Source organism: Leptospira saintgironsiae (assembly GCF_002811765.1).
Lineage (GTDB): Bacteria > Spirochaetota > Leptospiria > Leptospirales > Leptospiraceae > Leptospira_B > Leptospira_B saintgironsiae.
Map to the genome: position 1 here is coordinate 311,649 of NZ_NPDR01000004.1, position 19,933 is coordinate 331,581.

Genomic DNA, 19,933 nt, shown 5'->3' on the forward strand with positions numbered 1-19,933 from the left:
AAGGACTGATAGAAGCGCTGCTTTTCCTTTCCGGAGAGCCGCTTAAACTAGCCAGTATCGCAAAATCCATAGACTGCGAAAAACAGGAAGCTCGTGATATATTAGACGAGTTGATCTTGGATTACCAAGAGAAGGACGGAGGATTCGTTCTTAGAGAGATCGCAGGCTCTTATCAATTTTCTACGAACGAAAAATATTCTGAAATTTTAGCAAAGCTCTTCAAAGAAAAGAAGAGAGAACAACTTTCCCGTTCCAGTTTGGATACTTTGGCGATCATAGCTTATAAACAACCGATCACATTATCTGAAATTGATGATATTCGTGGAGTTTCTTCTAGAGCGATGGTAACTTCTCTTATATCTAAAAAACTGGTTAAACCGGTTGGTAATAAAGAAGTTCCTGGACGACCGGCGCTGTACGGAACCACTAAAGATTTTTTAATACATTTCGGATTAAATAAACTGACCGATTTACCTGCCCCTGTGGAAGTGAAGGAATTAAAATTCGAAAACCTGGATGATTTGATAGAGAATGGCCAAGAATAACGACAAACTGAAAGAGTTCCGGGACAAGATTGATTCTCTGGACAAAGAAATCGTAAAGGCTATCCAGGCCAGGGCAGAGATTGCTTCTGAGATCGGAGAGATCAAAAGAGAGAATAACGAACCTATCTATCGCCCTGATAGAGAGAAGGACGTTTACGAAAAAATCCTTGGACTGAACGGAGGACCTCTTCCAGACAAGGTGTTGATCGCAATTTATAGAGAGATCATGTCTGGCTCCTTCTCCGTAGAGAAAGGTTTAAAGATAGGTTATCTTGGACCAGAAGGATCCTTTTCTCACCAAGCAGTTCGTGCAAGATTCGGAACTTCTGTTGAGGCTACTGAATTTCCTTCTATTCCTGAAGTGTTCCGTGCAGTGGAAACTGATAAGGTGGATTATGGAGTTGTTCCTGTGGAAAATTCTTCCGAAGGACTTGTGAACTCCACTCTGGACCAGTTCTTAGTTTCTGATCTAAATATTTATTCTGAAATTTATCTTAAGATACATTTGAATCTATTAGGGTTCGAACATGACCTTTCCAAGATCAAAACTTTATACGGTATCAAGATCGCAAACTCACAGTGCAGAAATTGGATCGCTGCAAACCTTCCTCATGTAGAAGTTTCAGAAACTCCCTCTACTTCTAGAGCTGCGAGTATTGTTGCGGAGAAGAAGGAAGCATGTGCAGCAATAGCTTCTTCCATTGCCGCTGAAATTTATGGTTTGGATCTGGTTCGAGAATCCATCGAGGATATGTCTGATAATACTACCAGATTTTTGATCATCGGTAAAAACCAATGTCCTCCTACAAGTAACGACAAAACTTCCGTAGTTTTTTCCATCCCGGATAAACCAGGTTCTTTATACAAAGTATTGAAACCTATCTTTGATAAAGGGATTAATATGACCAAGATAGAGTCCAGACCTACGCGCAGGACTTCTTGGGAGTATAACTTCTTCATAGATTTTTTAGGTCATAAAAAGGATCCTCAGATCGAAGAGGTCCTGAACGTATTAAAAGAAAATACAATCTATCTCAGGATTTTGGGATCTTATCCGATCTCTCCACCTAACCCGTGAAAACCGATTTTTCTAGAATCCTGATTTACGGCTTGGGGATGATGGGCGCCTCCCTCTCTTTGGCCTTACGAAAAAAGAACTCTTCTGCAGAGATTGTGGGAGTGGTAGGATCTACTTCCAGTAAGGAGAAGGGGATCCGTCTTAAATCAGCTGATAAAATTTTTACTTCGGATGAATTTTCCGAATCTCCTGATTGGGAATCATACGACCTGATCGTTTTTGGGGTTCCAGTAAACACAACTGTCGAAGTGATCTCTAAACTTCCTTCGGGATTTAAAGGTCTTTTGACTGATATGGGTTCTACTAAACAAGAGATCGTTCACGCAGTGGAGTCAGTTCTTACTGGAGAACATAGATATATTTCTTCTCATCCAATGTGTGGTTCTGAAGAATCAGGTTTAGAATTTGCGAATGTAGATCTGTATGAAAACAGACTTTGCATTTTGACGAAACCAAAAGGTGCTACTGACGAAGCATATTCTGAGATAGAGAATTTTTGGAAATTCCTTGGAATGTCCACTACCGAAATTCCTGCACATGACCATGATAAGATACTGTCTTATGTTTCTCATGTTCCCCATTTGATCTCTTCTCTTATGACAAATTGGGTCTGGGAAAACGAGTGCGTAAGAGAATTTACCCAAAATTCTCCTTTGCCTTTGACCGGCGGAGGTTTTAGGGACATGACCAGAATTGCAGGTTCGAATCCTAAAATGTGGTCACCGATTTTTTCTTCTAACCAAGAAGAGATCTATAAGGCTCTTTTGGACTATAAGGATAGATTGGATAAACTTCTTTCGGAGTTAAGTCCAGAAAAGCCGCTCGACCTAAAACGTTGGGAGTCCTTCATGGAACAATCTCGTATAGATAGGGACGCAATTTTAAAGAAACAAAATGATTCCAAGAATCCTTAAATCTTCCGGAAGAGAGATCACAGTTCCGGGAGATAAATCTCTTTCTCACAGAAGCGTATTATTCTCCGTATTATCCAAAGGAGCTTCTCATGTTTCCGGGTTTTTGGAAGCAGAAGATCCTTTGAATACAATGAAAGCTTTCACCAGGCTCGGGTTAAAAGTGGAGAAGATCTCAAAAGGAGAATATGTTTTTACAAGCCCAGGAAAACATGCTCTGCAATCTCCTAAAGAAGTTTTGGATTTCGGGAATGCAGGAACTGGGATCAGATTATCTGCAGGATTACTCTGCGGGCTCCAAGGAATTAAGGCCACCTTAACTGGAGATCACTCTCTCCAAAAAAGACCGATGTCCCGTATTATAAAACCTTTAAGTTCTATGGGAGCTTCTATTTCCGGAAAGGATGATAAGGCGCCGTTGGAGATTACCGGAAAAAAACTTTCCGATTTCCATTATAAAAGCCCGATCGCTTCCGCTCAGGTGAAATCCTGTTTGATGTTAGCTGCAATGGCTTCTGAAACTTCTTTAGAATACGAAGAAGATATTCTTTCCAGAGACCATACTGAGAATATGTTCCGGTTTTTGGGGAACAAACTTTCTTATTTTTCTCCCACTCATTTTAAAATGGAGCCCCCTTATATATTCGAAGCAAAAGAATTTAAAGTACCTGGGGATATTTCTTCTGCTGCATTTTTCTTAGTGCTTGGAGTTCTTTTGAAAGAAGGTTCCGTACTTGTGAAAAATGTCGGATTAAATCCTTCTCGTATTGGGATTCTACACGCCCTCGAAGCAATGGGCGCGAAAATTTTGGTCCATAACAAAAGGATAGAATGTGGAGAACCTGTTGGAGATCTGGAAGCAATTTCTTCTAATTTACGTTATGCTGAAATTAAAGAAGAATGGATCCCTTCTCTTATAGATGAGATCCCGATCCTTACGATTGCGGGGCTTTTTGCAAAAGGTGGATTTATTATCCGTCATGCAGATGAACTTCGCGCAAAAGAATCGGATCGAATTTCCGCAATGGTGGAAAATTTAAGAAATCTTGGGATTACAGTGCATGAATATCCGGATGGGTATGAGATCCCTGAAATTGATTCCAGTGTAAATTCTTCTGAACTTTCTTCTTGGTTGTCTGGGAACTCTATAAATATTTTTACTAAGATGGATCATAGGATCGCGATGAGTTTTATGATCGTCCAAGCCGTGAGCGGTTTGAAAGTCCATCTGGATGAAACTTCTTGGATTGAAACTTCTTTTCCTGGATTCGAATCATTATTGGAAGGTTTTGTGCAATGACGGAAAACGTGATCGCATTAGATGGGCCTGCCGGAACTGGCAAGAGTACAGTGGCTCGTGAACTTTCTAAAAAACTTGGATTTGAATATTTGGATTCAGGAGCATTCTACCGCGCGCTAACTCTTCATATTTTTAAGATCTATAAATCCAAAAATTCATCTATTTCGTTTTCGGATTGGTTATCCGGTAAGGAGTTCCTGCCACTTACTGAGGGTGTGGAAATTTTCTGCGAATTTGCAGAAACAGGGGAGAACAGGATCTTCTTAAATGGAGAAGATGTTTCCACAGATATCCGAACTCCTGAGATCACAAGAGAGATTAAATACATAGCTGACAAAGCTGCATTCAGAGAATTCGTAAATTCTCAATTGAGAAAACTTTCTCAAACTCATCGTCTGGTAATGGACGGTAGAGACATAGGTACACATGTATTTCCGGACGCTCGTTACAAATTCTTTCTGACAGCTTCTTCCAGAGTTAGGGCCGAAAGAAGATATAATCAATTATTAGAGCAAGGTATTCCTGCTGATTTAGAAGAAATCGAAAAAGAGATCGTTATCCGTGACAAATCCGATACGGAAAGGGAAATCGCCCCCCTCCGGAAAGCGGAGGACGCAATCCTCATTGACACAGATAACCTGCCAAAAAATAGTGTAATTAGTAAGATCCTTGGGTGCCTAGACTCTGGCATTTATAACGATTCGCACTAATCCCAATCAACACCGAGTATTTCAATCCGTATGAGTAGCCAACAAGACAAGTCCACTTTTGCAGAAGTTTTCAAACAGTGGGAAGAAAAGAAAAACGACGAAGCCGAAATTCGCAAAGACCAAGTGGTCGAAGGCAAAATCGTATCCGTAGACAACGATAACGTCTATGTGGCAATCGAAGGATTGAAACAAGAGGGAAGAATTCCTCGCTCCGAGTTTGACGAAAAACCGGAAATCGGATCTTTAGTTACAGCACTTGTAAAAAGAAAAGAGTCCACAGACTCAGGATGTATCCTTTCTAAAAAAGAAGCCGACCAAAGAAAAGGTTGGGAAGTTGTTAAAGACGCATTCAAAAATAGTTATCAAGTCAGCGGACGTTTGATAAATGAGATTAAAGGAAAAGGTTACATCGTTAACGTAGAAGGTTCTGAACTTTTCCTTCCAGCTTCTCAACTTAGCTATAAATTCTCCGATGGAGAAAATTACAAAGGTGTAGAACTTGATTTCAAAGTAATCGAGATCAACGAACGCACCCGCTCCGGAGTTGTTTCCAGAAAAAAACTTCTAGACGAAGTGAATAATGAAAAATGGGACGCTCTTGCTCTTAAAGTTAATGTTGGAGACAAAGTTAAAGCAACTGTTTCCAAAATTGCAAGCTTCGGAGTTTTCTGTGATCTGGACGGAGTTGTAGGACTCCTCAGACAAAGAGATATTTCGTATAAAAAATTCGCACCATTCAAACAGTACTTCACCATCGGACAAGAGATTGAACTTCAAATTCTTGAAATGGAGAAAGAAAACAACAAACTCGCATTAGGACTCAAACAACTGTATGAAGATCCTTGGGTTTGGGCGAAACGTTCCTTGGAAAAAGACATGGTCATCCGTGGAACTGTTACTTCTCTTACTAACTTTGGTGCATTCGTAGAATTGAAAGAAGGTTTAGAAGGTTTAATTCATACTTCTGAATTGACCTGGGCTAAAAAACCTCCTCATCCAAAAGAACTTCTGAAAAAAGGACAAGAGGTAGAAGCTCTTATCCTAGACATCGACTTCGAAAGCAGAAGATTATCTTTAGGTTTAAAACAACTTCAACCGAATCCTTGGGATGCTTTAGGTCCTGAAGTTAGAGTTGGAAATGTTCTTACTGGAAAAGTAACCGGTATTACTAAATACGGCGCATTTGTAGAAGTGGAAAATGGAATTGAAGGTCTGATCCACATCAGCGATATCACTTGGGATGAAAAACAAAAGAACCCAACTTCTCTACTTAAAAAAGGAGAAGAGGTTAAATATATTATCCTAGACATTAACTTCGACGCGCAAAGAATTTCCTGCGGATTAAAACAACTGCAAGAACATCCTTACGAAGCATTAAGAAATCGTTATCCTATCGGTTCCGTTGTTCAAGGAAAGATCAAAAGTATCGTTGACTTCGGTATGTTCGTAGAAATCGAACCTGGTTTCGAAGGACTAGTTCACATCTCCGAGATCCCTGGCGGGAAAGATACCAACTTGGCTGAATCTTATAAGCCTGGCGATATCGTAAAATGTGCTGTAGTTAAGATCGATTCCAAAAACAAGAAAATCTCTCTGTCTATCAAGGATTTCGACAAAGCCTTAGAAAGAGAAGAGATGGCGAAGTATTTGAAAACTTCCGACACTCCTTCCAGAGAAAGTTTAGGCAGCTTTATCAATTCTTCCTTAAAATAAGGACGACTCTCGGAGTTTTGGATGAAACGATTCGAACCTAAAACAGGTGCTTCTATTACGGATATAGATCCTTATCCTGGTCTTACCGGAGCAGAAAGATTTTTCGCTATTTTATTCTCCAAGATTGGAGAGAATAAAAAGCAGGTTTTATTCGGAGTAGGTGTTTTATTCGTAACCGTGCTAACTGTTGTTAGCTGGAACGAATACAGAGCAGAACAATTCCGCAAGGGTACCCTCGCCATCGAAAAAGTGGAGAAGGAGCTGGCTCTTTCTCCAATGACCGAGATCGCTGATAAGATCAAAAAATACGAAACTATTGCTTCAATATATAGTTCTCCTTCTTTAGATATCAGACTTTCCAAAACTTTGGGAGATCTATATGCTAAAAACGGAGAATACCAAAAAGCGGCAGAGAAGTTAGAATTTGCGGGTAAAAAAATAGATGAGCTTCCAGAAGTGAAGGCTTACTATTTTTATATCGCAGGAAACTATAGAGAAAGTGCAAACCAACTCGCGGAAGCTGAATCCGATTACGGAGTTTCCGTTTCTCTTTTAAGTAGCCGTAAGAATGTTTCTGGATTTTATGCTTGGAGTCTTTACCAAGCAGGTCGTTTGAAACTACAAAACGGCAAAAAAGAAGAAGCAATCGATCTACTTAAGAAAGTTTTAGACCAAGACATTGCTTCTCCTACTGAAGAATTTAAAGCAGTTAGAGAACTAGCTACTTATCTTCTACTAAAAAGCAGCCAGGCAAACTAAATGCTGACTTTGGCCCTTCCGAAAGGACGGCTTGCCGAAGAGAGCATAGAACTAATGCTCGAAAGGGGATGGCTTTCTGGCCGTCCCGATCCTGATTCCAAAGAACTTATATATAAAGACCCAAAAGGGAAGGTCCGCATTTTACTGGTCCGTTCCCAAGACGTTGCGACTTACGTGGAACAAAATTCTGCGGATGCTGGTATCGTGGGATGGGACGTATTATTGGAAGGTGGTTATGACCTTCTTCTTCCCTTGGACTTGGCTATAGGGAAATGCAGACTTTCAGTGGCAGGCCCGAAAGGTTGGAGCCTTAGTTCTGGAGAAAGAAAGGTCCGTGTAGCGACAAAATATCCGAATATTGCCAAGGACTTCTTCCTGAAAAAAGGGATTAACTGCGAAGTTATCAAACTTTACGGAAGTATTGAACTCGCTCCTTTAGTGGGTTTATCGGATTGTATCGTGGATTTAGTATCCACAGGTGGCACTCTCAGAGCCAATAATCTGGAAGAAATCGAAGTTATTATGGAATCCACGGCGAGATTGGTATTTAACCGTTCCGCCTTATACACAAAACGGGCAGAAGTTGGGGAGTTCCTAGATTCCTTTGCTTTGACTGAAAAACAGTTGTGAATTCCGCCTTTAAAAAAAACATAGTCGTAAATCGACCTTATCTATAGAGAAAAACAATGGCAGTTCCTAAGAGACGAAAATCTAAATCAAAAGTGAGGATGAAACGGGCCCATCATGCGATCGGCAAACCGAATCTAGTTCCTTGCCCGAACTGTAATTCCTTCAGACCTCCTCATAGAATCTGCCCTGTTTGCGGTTTTTACAAAGACCGTGTAGTGGTAGAACCGAAAGTCAGGAAGACTAGCGAAGAGAACTAATCAATATGTGGGTCGCCGTCGATGCAATGAGCGGCGACTACGGTCCTGATAGGATCGTAGAAGGTGCCGTTAACGCGGTAAATCAAGACGGCAGAAACGTCATTCTCGTTGGTAAAGAAGAAGATATCAGCGAGACCCTCCTCAAATACGAATACGATACAAACAAGATCAGGATTGTTCACGCCAGTGAGATTATAGGCATGAATGATTCTCCTTCCATTGCGGTGCGCGCTATGGAAGATTCTTCTGTTGTGCAAGCAGCTCAACTAGTTGCTGACAAAACATGCGTAGGAATGTTCTCGCCTGGAAATACTGGAGCCACTATGGCTGCTGCATTATTATATCTGGGTAGAATTCCAGGTGTTCTTAGACCTCCGATTGCTGCTCCCATCCCAAGAGAGAAAGGAGCTCCTACACTTCTTTTAGATGCAGGTGCAAACGTGGATTGTAAGCCAGAGTATTTGGCTCAGTTCGCTATCATGGGAGAGATATATTCCAGGCTTATCTTCAATATCCATAAACCAAAGGTTGGGATCTTATCCAATGGAGAAGAAGATAAGAAGGGAAACTCGGTCACAGTAAAGGCATTCGAATTTATTAAAAAACTACCGATCGATTTTGTAGGAAATGTAGAAGGACGAGATCTTTACGGTGGTGGAAGGGATGTAGACGTAGTAGTCTGCGACGGTTTCGTCGGAAATATAGTCCTGAAAGCAACTGAAGGTCTTTCTAAATCCATATTTGCTGTACTCAGAGAAAGTATCGCTCAGTCCAGTCTTGCACAAACAGGGGCGCTTCTTCTTAAACCTACATTCACTGCAATCAAGAAAAGATTGGATTATGCTGAGTATGGTGGAGCACTTCTTCTTGGTGTAGAAGGAACCTGTTTAATTGGACATGGTTCTTCTAATGCACATGCAGTCAGAAATGCGATCCGAGTGGTGGTAGAATGTGCCGAAAGGAACCTGAACCAAAGGATCAAAGAAGAAATAGAGAAGGCAAAGTTCTAATATTCTCTCTTTCACCAACTCCAAGGTGAACGCTACACACCCAGAATCACTTGACCCCCCAGGCCCGAAAAATACGCTAACCGCAGAATCTGGTAAGGAAAAAACCAATGATCGATTTGAAAGGCAAAAACGCCATTATAACCGGGGCTGCCCGCGGAATCGGTAAAGCAACCGCTCTTAAACTAGCGCAAGCAGGCGCAAACGTTGTCATTGCCGACTTAAACGAAGAGGCAAGTAAAGCTACTGCGGACGAAATCGCAAAAGCAACAGGTGTAAAAGCAATCGGAGTCGCTGTAAACGTAGCAAATGCAGAATCCGCTCAAGCTGGTATCCAAGCTGTTGTGGATAATTTCGGTTCAATAGACGTTCTAGTGAATAACGCAGGTATCACTAAAGATACTCTTATGCTTAGAATGAAACAAGAACAGTGGGACGCTGTAATTGCAGTAAACCTGACTGGAACTTTCAACTGTATCCAAGCAGCTATTAAATTTATGGCAAAAAATCCGAACGGTGGATCCATCATCAACCTTTCCTCTATCGCTGGAGTGAACGGGAATATTGGACAAACTAACTACTCTGCTTCTAAAGCAGGTGTAATCGGTCTGACTAAAGCGGTAGCTTTGGAAATGGCTGGTCGTAAGATCCGTTGTAATGCGATCGCTCCAGGATTTATCGCTACTGAAATGACAGATGCGATCCCTGAAAAGATCCGCACTGCAATGGTAGCTGCGATTCCTTTAAAGAGAGCAGGACAACCAGATGATATCGCGAATACTATCGCGTTCTTAGCTTCTGATATTTCCTCTTTCATTACAGGACAAGTGATCGAAGTGAACGGTGGGGGATTCCTCCCAGGTGTCCAAGCCTAATACTTTAGATCTCAATCTGAGTACAGGTAAGAAAGCCCGGAATTTTCCGGGCTTTTGTTTTGTTTTTTTGCAGAACCAATCAATACTTTCTTAGAAAAATTCTCGTAATGTTCCATAAAATTATAAATCCGAACGGCGTTCGAACAAATGATCGAGAATAGTCTCAATATCAAATATTAGAAATGTGACTTTTTGATTATTTGAATATAGGACTGGATCGGAATTTTTGATCTATTAAGTCGATCCAATACGTAAGTTATAGAACATCTTCTTTGAAAAAAATATGAAAAGGAAATTTGGATAATATTCAGTTTTTTTCCCGTTTCCAATCCGTTATCGCTTGCCAAAACATTTGAGAAAAAAATGTTTAAAAATCGGTGGATGAATTCATCCCCGATTCTAAACCTAACTAAAACTTACATACCACTTCGGTGGTACGGAGGAAACAAATGGCAGATTTCGAAAAGATTAAGTCTATTATCGTTGAGCAACTTGGAGTGGATGAGTCTGAAGTGACTCCTGAAGCACACTTCATTGATGACCTTGGTGCAGACTCTCTTGACACAGTTGAACTCGTTATGGCTCTTGAAGAAGAGTTTGGCGTTGAAATTTCCGATGAGGATGCTGAAAAGATCCAAACCGTCGGAGACGTAATTAAGTTCATCGACACTCTAAAGTCCTAATTGACTAGACCTCCGGGTTCTTACGGGAACTCGGAAGTCTTTCTTCTATTCCTTTTATCAAAATCCTTTGATAAAAAAAAAACACAATCAGAACCAAAGCAATACTGATCCTAAAAATAGGAAGGATCCTTCTCTACTTGCGTCCGAACTTGGTTTAAAATTTAATAAACCTTCTTATTTAGAAATCGCATTCATACATAGTTCTTACAGAAACGAAAATCCACAGTACAAAGAAGATAACGAAAGACTTGAGTTTTTAGGGGATTCAGTTCTCGGACTCGTGGTCGCAAAATATTTATACAGAACAAATCCTTCTGCGAATGAAGGAGAACTTTCCAGAAAAAAAGCAACCTTGGTTTCTACCGCAATGTTGAACGGGCTCAGCGAAAAATTAGGGCTGACTTCTTACGTTTTATTAGGAAGAGGAGAAGGTCAGGGAGGCGCCCAAAAAAAACTGGGGGCCAATCTATTTGAATCTTTGGTCGGTGCGGTTTATTTAGACCAAGGAATGGAAGCAGCTGAGAAGTTTATACTCGAACATCTTATAGATTACATTAAAAATTCCGATAAAGTAAAAGAGGCCACGGATTTTAAATCCATCCTCCAGGAAATTTGCCAAAAAAAATTTAAACTTCTACCTTCTTACAGATTACTAAAAGAGATCGGGCCGGATCACGAAAAGACCTTTTACGTTAGTGTATCCATCCGGGACAAATACTCTGCAGAAGGTAAGGGAAAGAATAAAAAGTTCGCGGAACAAGACGCCGCGAAACAATTATTAAAGGCCTTAAAGATCAAGGTTTAATGAAATCTAATATGGAATTCTTTTTTAAAAAGAAAGGTTTAAGGGTCCGCGTTGCCGCTTTGATCCGAAATCGTAAGGGAGAGATCCTTCTTTTGCAGCAAAAAAAGAAGGATGCCTATTATTGGTTATTGCCTGGCGGCGGAATTGAATTCGGAGAAAGTGCAGAAGACGCTCTTAAAAGAGAATTAAAAGAAGAACTTTCTTTGGATATCACCAGCGCAAATTTTCTATTTTTGAATGAGTCCATTGATCCTAAGGGAAATCGTCATCTTCTTCAGTTAGTATTCTTAGCCACCGTTAAAAAGCAAGACCCGACAGTGAACCTGAAAGAAAAGGCGATCACAGGATTCGGCTATTTTCCTTTGGGTGCGGTTTTAGAAATGGATATAAGACCGGATATTAAGGATTTTCTTTCTTCCGGAAAATACAAACCGGCTCCTTTTATACGAAGCCAATGGGTATATGATAAATGAATCCTATCCGGGAAGTACAGATCAGAGCATTTTCAAAAGAATATAAAGTACAGATCCACCCAGACTTCAGGGGCTTAGGAGAAACGATCAAAAGATTTTATCCTGTTTCTTCCATATTTATACTTACGGAAAGAAAACTTTCAGGATTGTTTTCCAAGTTTTACGAATCGGAACTTTCCGGTCTTGGGATTCCACATCACGAAATTTATATTAAAGGCGGAGAAAAAAATAAACATATTCTCCGCACTGCAGAAGTTTATAATAAATTGATAGAGCTCGGAGCGGACCGCAAAAGTTTGATCCTTGCATTGGGCGGCGGAGTAGTTGGCGACTTTGCTGGATTTATCGCATCCACATTCCAAAGAGGAATTCGTTTCGCTCAAATTCCTACGACCTTACTTGCTTCTGTAGATTCTTCTGTAGGTGGAAAAGTAGCAGTGAATGCTGATCTTGGGAAGAACATGATCGGCTCCTTCTACCAACCTGAGTTTGTATATTTGCCTTTGATTGCATTGTCCACTTTGCCCAAAAGAGAGTGGAGATGTGGAATGGCAGAGATCGTAAAACATGGTCTTTTGTCCGGAGGAGAATATCTGGAGAAGGTCCGCTCAAACGATAAATCTGTCTACGATCATACTTCTCCAGAACTTTTGGAATTGATCGTTGGGTCTATTTTATATAAGGCTAATATAGTTTCCCAAGATGAAAGAGAAACCGGTTTAAGAAAAGTCCTGAACTTAGGACATACTACCGCTCACGCCATAGAGTCTCTTACAAATTACAGAAGGTATTCTCATGGAGAAGCAGTTTCTATCGGGCTTTTGACTGCAATTATTCTTTCCGCTGAAAAACAAGGCCTGGATATTGCTTGGATTGAGGCCTTGAAAAAGATCTTAAAAGCATATGATCTTCCGTATCATGATAAAAGTAAATCCACTCAGGTAGCAAAACACACTCTTCATGATAAGAAGAATGTAGGAAATTCAGTTCGATTTGTTCTTCTTCAGTCTCCTGGGAATCCAATTTGGGATATTCCAATCGAACTGGAAGAGATAGCTTCTGCTTTTAGAAAACAGAAGAAGATGGATTAGAATTCGCCTTGCCTTGGCTTAGAGTTTCTTTAGCCTGGGCTCTCTCATCATGGAAGAAATTTTACGGTTATTAAATCCGATTTTCCTTCTGAACTCGAAGGAACGAACTATCACGGAAGAGTTCGTTCTGGTCGCGTATTTTATCCTGACCCTGGTAATCGTTTATAAAACTTTCGTTTTGAGTTTCGATAGGATCAGTCCTCCTGCTGATAATTCTGTCAGATATAATCGCAGGCGAGTGACTCGGATCTTGTTTGTGGTTGTGGGAGCAGTATCCCTTCTTCCTGTAATTTTTTCCGGACTATCTTATCTTCCTACAGTGATGGGTCTTGCTGGAGCCGGTATCGTAATCTCTTTAAAAGATATTACTTTGAATTATGTGGGTTGGTTGCTTATACATGGTAGCAACGGTTTTGAAGTAGGCGACAGGATAGAAATCGAAGGTATTAAAGGGGATGTAGTCAATATAGGGATCAATCGTTTCACTTTGATGGAGTTAAGTCCTGACCCTAAATCGGAGCAATCCACAAATCGATTGGTGCATCTTCCGAATCATACGATCATTCTTCATAAAGTTTATGTGGTGAAGGAAAAAATGGGATTTGTATGGGACGAATTCAGGATCAAGATCCCTCATAGTTCTGATTGGGAGGCCGCTGAAAAAATCCTGAACGGAATTTTGAAAAACGGATCCATCATAGACCAACATAAAATAGATTATTCAGTAAGAGAACTTTCCAAAAACTATTTGGTTCGCTTAGGTAAGACCACACCCATCGTGTACATAAATGTAGAAGAAGGTGGAGTATTATTTTCTCTTAGGTATCTAACCCATATCAAAGAAAAGAGAAACCAGAAGGCTAGGATCTCCAGGGAAGTTCTGAAAGAATTTGCAGATGCTGGAATTCAGTTCTTGTAATTATCGTATTTTATAAATTTGTAAAAAATCCACGGACTTAGCTTCTCCGCCCGGTGCTCCGGAGAGAATAACGACTATATCTCCAGGAGTTAACATTCCATCTTCCGGAAGTTTAGTTTCCATATAACGGATCATATCAAAGAAAGTTTCCATAAATGGCATTACGTAAGGTTGAACACCACGATATAATTTCATCTTTCTTGCAGTCGCTAAATAAGGAGTAAATGAAAGAATAGGAACCTTAGGTCTCATTTCGGAAGTGATGAGTGCAGAATAACCACTTCTTGTAAAATTCACTATTGCTTTTGCATTGATGCTATGAGCGATCTCTCTTGCGGCAGAACCGAGTGCCGCTCTTTCTATTTCTAATTCGGATTTTTTTAAATTCCAATGGATCTCGTAGATTCTATCTAAGTTTTCAGTTTCTCTTAGAATCTTAGCCATCATCTCTGCTGATTCCACTGGATATTTTCCACTGGCAGATTCTCCGGATAACATGACTGCATCTGTTCCATCCATAACTGCATTTGCAACATCACTTGCTTCTGCTCTTGTAGGTCTTGGATTGTCTACCATGGATTCCAACATTTGAGTGGCGGTGATCACTGGCTTGCCTGCGCGGTTCGCTTTATAGATAAGTTCTTTTTGTAAAACTGGGACTCTTTCTGTTTCTACTTCTACCCCTAAGTCACCCCTCGCGATCATGATCCCGTCGGCTGCTTCTAAAATTTCATCTATATTACGGATCGCTTCTGGTCTTTCTATTTTGGCGATGAGCCCTGTTTGTGTTCCTCTCATCATTTCTCTAGCAAGTTCTAAGTCGGAGGCTCTTCTTACGAAACTTAATGCGACGTAATCCACTCCTAAATTTAATGCGAACTTCAAATCCAGTAGATCTTTTTCGGAAAGTGCGGGTGCAGAGATAGGAGTTCCCGGCAAATTAATTCCTTTGTTGCTTTTTAGAATTCCTCCTATTATAACTTTTAAAACAGCTTCTTTGCTTGATTTGGATTCAACTTCTAGTACGAGTTTACCGTCATCTACTAATAGTTTGTCTCCCGAACGAAGATCTTCTATCATGGCAGGGTAGGTAGTGCCGACCGCCTCGGAATCTCCTAAGTATTCCGCGTCGGGTAAAAGTCTGATTTTGTTTCCTTTTTCCAATTCGATTTGGGGAACCCGGAGTTTTCCGGTTCTGATTTTTGGTCCTTGCAGATCCGCCATGATGCCGAGAGGAACGCCGGACTCGGATTCGCATTTTCGCAAAGTTTCAAAAACTTTTTTGTGAACTTCGTGAGTGCCGTGAGAGAAATTCATTCTCGCGATGTCCATTCCGGCTCGGAGAAGTGCGGTGATAGTATTTTCATCTGAGGAAGAAGGGCCAATGGTGCAGACCATTTTGGTTTTTTTTTCCGGGCTAAACATGAATGGGAACCTCCGAAAATTTGGACGTATTTAAGAATGCTATTTCGTTCTTTACGGGGCGAAACCGAAGGGTAAGCTTGGGAAAAAAAAGGCACACCCAATTGCGCCAACTGTTAGAACGGCTCGCTCTAGTTTATCATCCGGAATACAATATGGACCTTGGTCCTCACGTATTCCCCGCACGTAAATACGCAATGATATACAATCAAGTCAAGGAAGATCCTAAACTTTCTTCTTTGCCTGCCCTCCAACCGGCCCCGGTCGGAGAGGAAGAATTAAGCCTAGTCCATACTCCAGAATTCATTTCTGATTTTATGAATTTGCGATATACGGATCGGACCATGTATTCTGAGCTCCCTCTCAATCAAACTATGGTCAGAAGTTTTTGTCTAGGAGTGGGAGGGACCATTCTTGCGACTGAGATGACCGAAAATTATAAATATGTGTATCATATCGGTGGAGGATTTCACCACAGCATGCCGGATCGTGCAGAAGGTTTTTGTTATCTAAATGATGCTGCGATCGCGACGAAACTTTATCTTCAAAAATATCCGGAACGAAAGGTTTTATTTATAGATCTGGATCTTCACCAAGGGAATGGGAACGCTAGAATTTTCCAAGGAGACCCTTCGGTTTGGACTTTTTCTATGCACCAAGAAGAGTTATATCCTAAAAAAGAGAAGTCCAATCTGGATATACCTTTGGACAACGGGACGGGTGACAAAACATATCTTTCCCGTTTACAAGATGGCTTGGATAAGATCCAAAAAGAATTCAAACCGGATCTGATCTATTATTTCGCGGGTGCGGATCCTTTCGAAGATGATTCTTTAGGCGATCTAAAGCTTACTTTCGATGGATTGAAGGCAAGGGATAAAATGGTAAAAACTTTTGCGGATTCTTTGGATATTCCCGTGGTGGTTATGCCAGCAGGTGGTTATGCAAGGAATTTCCACGACACAGTTCGTATTCATTTTAATACGATCAGGGTTTTCGCCTCCTTAATTTAATTACATGAGTATATTTTCCGGTTCAGATAAATCCACATCGGGTCAGAGTTATATCGATCCAGAGGCATTAGGTCTCATCGACGTAAATAGAGAATTCAAAACACATTTAGGGATAGAAGATACTCTATTCAATAGATTCTCCGCTAAGGAAGTTCATGAACTTTTGGAACAATCTGGAATGTTCGAAATGTTGCAGTTCAGGGGATTCCAAAAAACAAAATTAGAGATCCATGGAATTTCAGAAGTTGATAATCGAATCTATATCAAAACAGAAGAGAACGAAATTTTAGTTCATATGCGTTTGAAATTTTCAGACTTTCTTTTCAAAAAGATAAATGAATCTTTTCCAATGATCTATATTGATTGGCTTTTAAGCCAAAACGTAAGGCTCGGAAAATTGGGAGAAAAGAAAAAATTATTCGAAGGCCAAGAATATCCAGGCTTGAATATAATGAACGAGATCACTTCTTTTATCCGTTTACTTTCCGGAAAAATTGGAGCAGCAGGTGCTTTTAATATTCCTGAATATTTTCACGACGCAGTTCTATTTCATAAAAATTTCAGATATTTATCTCCTGAAAAAGAGGGAGAATTTAGAGCATTACTCAGATGTTTTAAAAAAGAAAATCTAAGATCTCTCTCCGGAGCCATCCATTCCGGAAAAATTTTAGATAACCAGGCCTCTGCAGTATACTCCTGGAGTTACGGAGAAATGGTGTCCGCGACCAATCCGTACCTCGAAAAATCCTTGTTTGACGAACAGTATGATTCTATGGTTGCCAGAATTTCCGAGACCAGGGAATTTTCTAGGATCGATTAGATGACATCAATTACGATTAAGCCTGAAATTCTGATCATAGACGACGATCGAGACGTAGGAGAAGCCCTGGAAATTCTCCTCTCCAAACTAGGTTACAATTCTACTTTTTTTGATTCAGTGGAGAAGGGTAAGGAATATTTCGAAAAAGAATCCAACCCAATCGTCTTCTTGGACATCCATATGCCAAAAACCAGCGGGTTGGACGTCCTACCTTATTTCAAAAATTTGATTCCTGCCACCCAGGTCATCATGATGACTGGAGAAAGGGATATCAATAATGTGGTGACTTCTCTCACTCATAAGGCTTCTGATTTTCTTTTAAAACCATTTTCTCTTCAGACAGTTCGTATCGCGGTCCAAAGAGCTTTGGATTATTATACTTTGCTAAAGGAGAAGGAAGCGAGGGATGAAAATATCCTGAGAGATCTAAGACTTGCCTCTAAGATCCAAAAAAAGATACTTTCTGTTCCTGTAATTTCTCCTCTGGAAGTGATTGTAGATAATACTCCTGCCTCTTTTGTGAGCGGAGACTTTTATGTTCTTTCTAAAATAGGAAATAAGGTAATGGTCCTTCTTGGAGATATCGAGGATCATGGAGTTACTTCCGGACTGATCGGACTTCTCATGACTAGCATCGCAAGAGAAGCTTATAAAGAAAGCCAGGATCCTTCTAATGTTCTTAAAAGAATGAATCTTGAACTTTCCCAAGAGATAGGAACTCATAGTTTAACTGCTGCGGTTGCCGTGATCGATCTGGAAAAAAAGACAATTTGTTATGCAAGGGGAGGCCATCCTTTCCCTGTTTTATACCAGGCCGCCGGACAAAAACTTCTGAACGAAAAATCGGGACAGTTACTTGGTATCATGGATGCTCTTGAATTTGAGTCACACGAGATTCCTTACGAGTCCGGAGATGTTTTGTTCTTATACAGTGATGGATTATTAAACAGCCTTTCCAGTCCTCTATTCAAAGAATTGGAAGATGTCCGCAAAAAAGGGCTAAGTATAGAAGATTACCAGGAAGCAATCCGAACTTTCAGCAAGGTGAGTTTGCCTACTAGAGAATTCAGAGACGATTCTAGTTATCTACTTCTGAAACTCTAATTTTCTTTCGGAACGATTTGGTTTTGCGTTCGGAAAGGTTCCTTTTCGAATATTAAAAAATACTAATTCGGGCAAAGAGAAGAATACTGAGTTCATTCCATTCGTAATTCTTTTGCCTTTGTCAAATGGGCTAGTAAATATTCCCAAAGCAAAATTTCCGATTCCCCAGCCCAAGTTTACGATCCCATAAACTGGTCTGAGCAGAATCACATCATCTGTAAAAAAAACAAAAGAAGAATCATCCGGATTGGCCCTGTAAATACTGGAACTAAAAACATTAGATTCTTTTAGATATGTTTTCCATTTGGAATTTGATTCGTATAATTTTTCTAAAGCTAATTTTCTATGAGAAAGTTCTATAGTTTCTTCTTTTACATTCCATTTTTCAGTAATAGAATCATAGGCAATAAATGGAATGAATGTAAGGGAAGAATGAGGATCTATTCTTTTTCCAAGAACAACCTCATATTCTTTTTCGTTTAGGATTATTTCTAAAGAATCAAAAATTTCAGAAGTGCAGTTTTTGGTGATAAGTTTGAAAGTATAAAATTGCTTTAGATTATCATAATATGTGAATTCTTCTTTTTCGGAACGAGTTAAATATTCCGAGATAATTTCAGATTCAGGAGTAGGAAAAGAGAATACAAAATTTCCGGAAAGATCAGGAGAAAGTCTATCAAAAGTATTTCGGATTGAAATTCCTCTGCTTAATCCTGTTCTCAATTCCCAGTCCCTGTTTTCTAAATCTTCCCAGGCAAGATAATTTTCTTCTGTTAGATTTTCCGATCTTATTCTTTCTTCTCTAAATGTTTTAGAAGCTTCTAATAGCAGATCCGAACTTGCTTCCACTCCTTTTTTGTCCTTGGACCAGGTGGTGGGGGTGATTTGTGAGATTGATTCAGGAAAGGTGACTAAGAAGTATAGTTTACCTTCTTCTATGCTCTTTTCTAAGACTAAAAATCTTGCCAGGTTGACTAGTACGCTATGGCCCCAGTTTGAATTCTTTTCCTTAATTAGTTCTATAATAGAAGATTTGAGTGAATCACTTAATGAAATAAGTTTTACTTTTTCTTCTTCGCTTAAAGAAGCTCCGGAAGAAATAAAGATCGTTTCAGGATCTAAAGAATATCCTAAATCCAGGATTTCTAAAACGGAAAGTTTTTCTAACCTCGGTAGAAACCAAGAGGAAATCCCTTCTTTATAAAATGGATAGTTCCCATTTTGGACAGCCGGTGCCTCTGAGAATGTCGCAAATTTTCCTTCGGTAGATGCAGAGTTTAGTTCTTTTTTGATCTGAGTTCGTATCTTCCCGAGCCAACCTTTACCAAGTGCAGAGTTTAGTTCTTCTTTTAAAGAGGAAAGATTGGCTCCTTCTTCTTTTTTGAAATAACCGAATGTTCTGATCTTTATATTTTTTTCTGGTCTATGGATTTCTTTTAGAAATTGAACATCTGATCTAATAGATTCTAAATTTTTAATATGTTTGAACTGTATTAAGGCTAATTTTTCAAAACCAGTTCTGATCTTATCTAAATCCTTTTCTGGAATTGTTATTCGAGCAATCTTACTTGTTCGATTGGAGTAAGTATTATAAGAATAGGAAAACCTTTCGTAAGATTCACGGACTACTCTGAATATTTCATCTGGATAGTATTGGAAATGAATAACTGTATCATCGAATCTAAGTGCAGAATGCCCACCGCTGGATTGCCCGGTATTCGCATCCACATAGATGAAATCTAGATAGCTGTTTTCAGAGCGGAGATTAGAAAAAGGGAGAAGTAAAAAAAGAAGAAGGAAGCGACTCTTTAAAAAGAG

21 protein-coding genes are annotated in these 19,933 nt (G+C 39.9%); 19 read left to right on the top strand and 2 right to left on the bottom strand.

Features of this window, described 5'->3' with window-relative positions; all coding sequences use genetic code 11:
- Positions 1-5 precede the first annotated feature (5 nt).
- From scpB to CH362_RS11710, 16 genes are all read left to right on the top strand, one after another.
- Positions 6-545 carry an SMC-Scp complex subunit ScpB gene (gene scpB, locus CH362_RS11635; RefSeq protein WP_425269056.1) on the top strand — a complete coding sequence of 180 codons (540 nt, stop codon included), beginning with the start codon at positions 6-8 and terminating at the stop codon, positions 543-545.
- Positions 532-1,623, top strand: a complete 1,092-nt coding sequence (gene pheA, locus CH362_RS11640; protein ID WP_100710509.1) for a prephenate dehydratase — start codon at positions 532-534, stop codon at positions 1,621-1,623. Before scpB ends, pheA begins: the two co-directional genes overlap by 14 nt.
- Positions 1,620-2,537, top strand: a complete 918-nt coding sequence (locus CH362_RS11645; protein ID WP_100710510.1) for a prephenate dehydrogenase — start codon at positions 1,620-1,622, stop codon at positions 2,535-2,537. Before pheA ends, CH362_RS11645 begins: the two co-directional genes overlap by 4 nt.
- Positions 2,518-3,834 (top strand): 3-phosphoshikimate 1-carboxyvinyltransferase, encoded by a 1,317-nt coding sequence (gene aroA, locus CH362_RS11650; RefSeq protein WP_100710511.1) that lies wholly within the window; start codon positions 2,518-2,520, stop codon positions 3,832-3,834. Before CH362_RS11645 ends, aroA begins: the two co-directional genes overlap by 20 nt.
- Positions 3,831-4,544: a (d)CMP kinase gene (gene cmk, locus CH362_RS11655; RefSeq protein ID WP_100710512.1), complete on the top strand. Its 714-nt coding sequence runs from the start codon at positions 3,831-3,833 to the stop codon at positions 4,542-4,544. The genes aroA and cmk overlap by 4 nt, the downstream gene beginning before the upstream one ends.
- A gap of 30 nt (positions 4,545-4,574) precedes the next feature.
- Positions 4,575-6,257, top strand: a complete 1,683-nt coding sequence (locus tag CH362_RS11660) for a 30S ribosomal protein S1 (protein ID WP_100710513.1) — start codon at positions 4,575-4,577, stop codon at positions 6,255-6,257.
- 21 nt (positions 6,258-6,278) lie between these two features.
- Complete coding sequence (locus CH362_RS11665; protein ID WP_100710514.1) at positions 6,279-7,016, top strand: tetratricopeptide repeat protein; 738 nt, start codon at positions 6,279-6,281, stop codon at positions 7,014-7,016.
- Positions 7,017-7,646: an ATP phosphoribosyltransferase gene (gene hisG, locus CH362_RS11670; RefSeq protein ID WP_100710515.1), complete on the top strand. Its 630-nt coding sequence runs from the start codon at positions 7,017-7,019 to the stop codon at positions 7,644-7,646.
- Between the two features lie 56 nt (positions 7,647-7,702).
- On the top strand, positions 7,703-7,903 hold the full coding sequence (rpmF, locus tag CH362_RS11675) for a 50S ribosomal protein L32 (protein ID WP_008593555.1): 201 nt from the start codon (positions 7,703-7,705) through the stop codon (positions 7,901-7,903).
- Between the two features lie 5 nt (positions 7,904-7,908).
- Positions 7,909-8,913, top strand: coding sequence for a phosphate acyltransferase PlsX (gene plsX, locus CH362_RS11680; RefSeq protein WP_100710516.1), 1,005 nt, complete (start codon positions 7,909-7,911; stop codon positions 8,911-8,913).
- Between the two features lie 107 nt (positions 8,914-9,020).
- Complete coding sequence (gene fabG / locus CH362_RS11685; protein ID WP_100710517.1) at positions 9,021-9,785, top strand: 3-oxoacyl-ACP reductase FabG; 765 nt, start codon at positions 9,021-9,023, stop codon at positions 9,783-9,785.
- A 449-nt stretch (positions 9,786-10,234) separates the two neighbouring features.
- A complete protein-coding gene (acpP, locus tag CH362_RS11690) occupies positions 10,235-10,468 on the top strand; it encodes an acyl carrier protein (protein WP_008594933.1) in 234 nt (77 codons plus the stop codon).
- Between the two features lie 67 nt (positions 10,469-10,535).
- The gene (gene rnc / locus CH362_RS11695; protein WP_208859576.1) at positions 10,536-11,273 is read left to right on the top strand and encodes a ribonuclease III; all 738 of its coding nucleotides are present in this window, start codon (positions 10,536-10,538) and stop codon (positions 11,271-11,273) included.
- Positions 11,274-11,284: 11 nt separating this feature from the next.
- Entirely contained in the window at positions 11,285-11,746 is a 462-nt protein-coding gene (locus tag CH362_RS11700) for an NUDIX domain-containing protein (RefSeq protein ID WP_100710618.1), read from the top strand.
- The gene (gene aroB / locus CH362_RS11705) at positions 11,743-12,837 is read left to right on the top strand and encodes a 3-dehydroquinate synthase (RefSeq protein WP_100710518.1); all 1,095 of its coding nucleotides are present in this window, start codon (positions 11,743-11,745) and stop codon (positions 12,835-12,837) included. The genes CH362_RS11700 and aroB overlap by 4 nt, the downstream gene beginning before the upstream one ends.
- A 49-nt stretch (positions 12,838-12,886) precedes the next feature.
- Positions 12,887-13,756 carry a mechanosensitive ion channel family protein gene (locus tag CH362_RS11710; protein ID WP_100710519.1) on the top strand — a complete coding sequence of 290 codons (870 nt, stop codon included), beginning with the start codon at positions 12,887-12,889 and terminating at the stop codon, positions 13,754-13,756.
- Here CH362_RS11710 and pyk read toward each other — a convergent pair whose 3' ends face one another.
- Positions 13,757-15,181, bottom strand: coding sequence for a pyruvate kinase (gene pyk, locus CH362_RS11715; RefSeq protein ID WP_100710520.1), 1,425 nt, complete (start codon positions 15,179-15,181; stop codon positions 13,757-13,759).
- Positions 15,182-15,333: 152 nt separating this feature from the next.
- On the opposite strand from pyk, the gene CH362_RS11720 reads away from it, so the two are divergent.
- From CH362_RS11720 to CH362_RS11730, 3 genes are read left to right on the top strand one after another with little or no spacing between them, the layout of a single operon-like run.
- On the top strand, positions 15,334-16,191 hold the full coding sequence (locus tag CH362_RS11720; protein ID WP_425269052.1) for a histone deacetylase family protein: 858 nt from the start codon (positions 15,334-15,336) through the stop codon (positions 16,189-16,191).
- A gap of 4 nt (positions 16,192-16,195) precedes the next feature.
- Entirely contained in the window at positions 16,196-17,011 is an 816-nt protein-coding gene (locus CH362_RS11725; protein WP_100710522.1) for a hypothetical protein, read from the top strand.
- Positions 17,012-18,115 carry a SpoIIE family protein phosphatase gene (locus CH362_RS11730; protein WP_100710523.1) on the top strand — a complete coding sequence of 368 codons (1,104 nt, stop codon included), beginning with the start codon at positions 17,012-17,014 and terminating at the stop codon, positions 18,113-18,115. It begins immediately after the preceding gene.
- On the opposite strand, the gene CH362_RS11735 is transcribed toward CH362_RS11730, so the two are convergent.
- Positions 18,098-19,843, bottom strand: coding sequence for a hypothetical protein (locus CH362_RS11735; protein WP_244280561.1), 1,746 nt, complete (start codon positions 19,841-19,843; stop codon positions 18,098-18,100). The two genes, CH362_RS11730 and CH362_RS11735, sit on opposite strands and share 18 nt — an antisense overlap.
- Positions 19,844-19,933 lie beyond the last annotated feature (90 nt).

Coding starts and splice junctions, on each gene's coding strand:
- CH362_RS11730 (WP_100710523.1), top strand. CDS start 17,012: ATGACATCAATTACGATTAAGCCTGAAATTCTGATCATAGACGACGAT.
- fabG (WP_100710517.1), top strand. CDS start 9,021: ATGATCGATTTGAAAGGCAAAAACGCCATTATAACCGGGGCTGCCCGC.
- plsX (WP_100710516.1), top strand. CDS start 7,909: ATGTGGGTCGCCGTCGATGCAATGAGCGGCGACTACGGTCCTGATAGG.
- CH362_RS11660 (WP_100710513.1), top strand. CDS start 4,575: ATGAGTAGCCAACAAGACAAGTCCACTTTTGCAGAAGTTTTCAAACAG.
- CH362_RS11665 (WP_100710514.1), top strand. CDS start 6,279: ATGAAACGATTCGAACCTAAAACAGGTGCTTCTATTACGGATATAGAT.
- cmk (WP_100710512.1), top strand. CDS start 3,831: ATGACGGAAAACGTGATCGCATTAGATGGGCCTGCCGGAACTGGCAAG.
- CH362_RS11700 (WP_100710618.1), top strand. CDS start 11,285: ATGGAATTCTTTTTTAAAAAGAAAGGTTTAAGGGTCCGCGTTGCCGCT.
- CH362_RS11725 (WP_100710522.1), top strand. CDS start 16,196: ATGAGTATATTTTCCGGTTCAGATAAATCCACATCGGGTCAGAGTTAT.
- aroA (WP_100710511.1), top strand. CDS start 2,518: ATGATTCCAAGAATCCTTAAATCTTCCGGAAGAGAGATCACAGTTCCG.
- CH362_RS11710 (WP_100710519.1), top strand. CDS start 12,887: ATGGAAGAAATTTTACGGTTATTAAATCCGATTTTCCTTCTGAACTCG.
- CH362_RS11720 (WP_425269052.1), top strand. CDS start 15,334: ATGGACCTTGGTCCTCACGTATTCCCCGCACGTAAATACGCAATGATA.
- pheA (WP_100710509.1), top strand. CDS start 532: ATGGCCAAGAATAACGACAAACTGAAAGAGTTCCGGGACAAGATTGAT.
- acpP (WP_008594933.1), top strand. CDS start 10,235: ATGGCAGATTTCGAAAAGATTAAGTCTATTATCGTTGAGCAACTTGGA.
- hisG (WP_100710515.1), top strand. CDS start 7,017: ATGCTGACTTTGGCCCTTCCGAAAGGACGGCTTGCCGAAGAGAGCATA.
- aroB (WP_100710518.1), top strand. CDS start 11,743: ATGAATCCTATCCGGGAAGTACAGATCAGAGCATTTTCAAAAGAATAT.
- pyk (WP_100710520.1), bottom strand. CDS start 15,181: ATGTTTAGCCCGGAAAAAAAAACCAAAATGGTCTGCACCATTGGCCCT.
- rpmF (WP_008593555.1), top strand. CDS start 7,703: ATGGCAGTTCCTAAGAGACGAAAATCTAAATCAAAAGTGAGGATGAAA.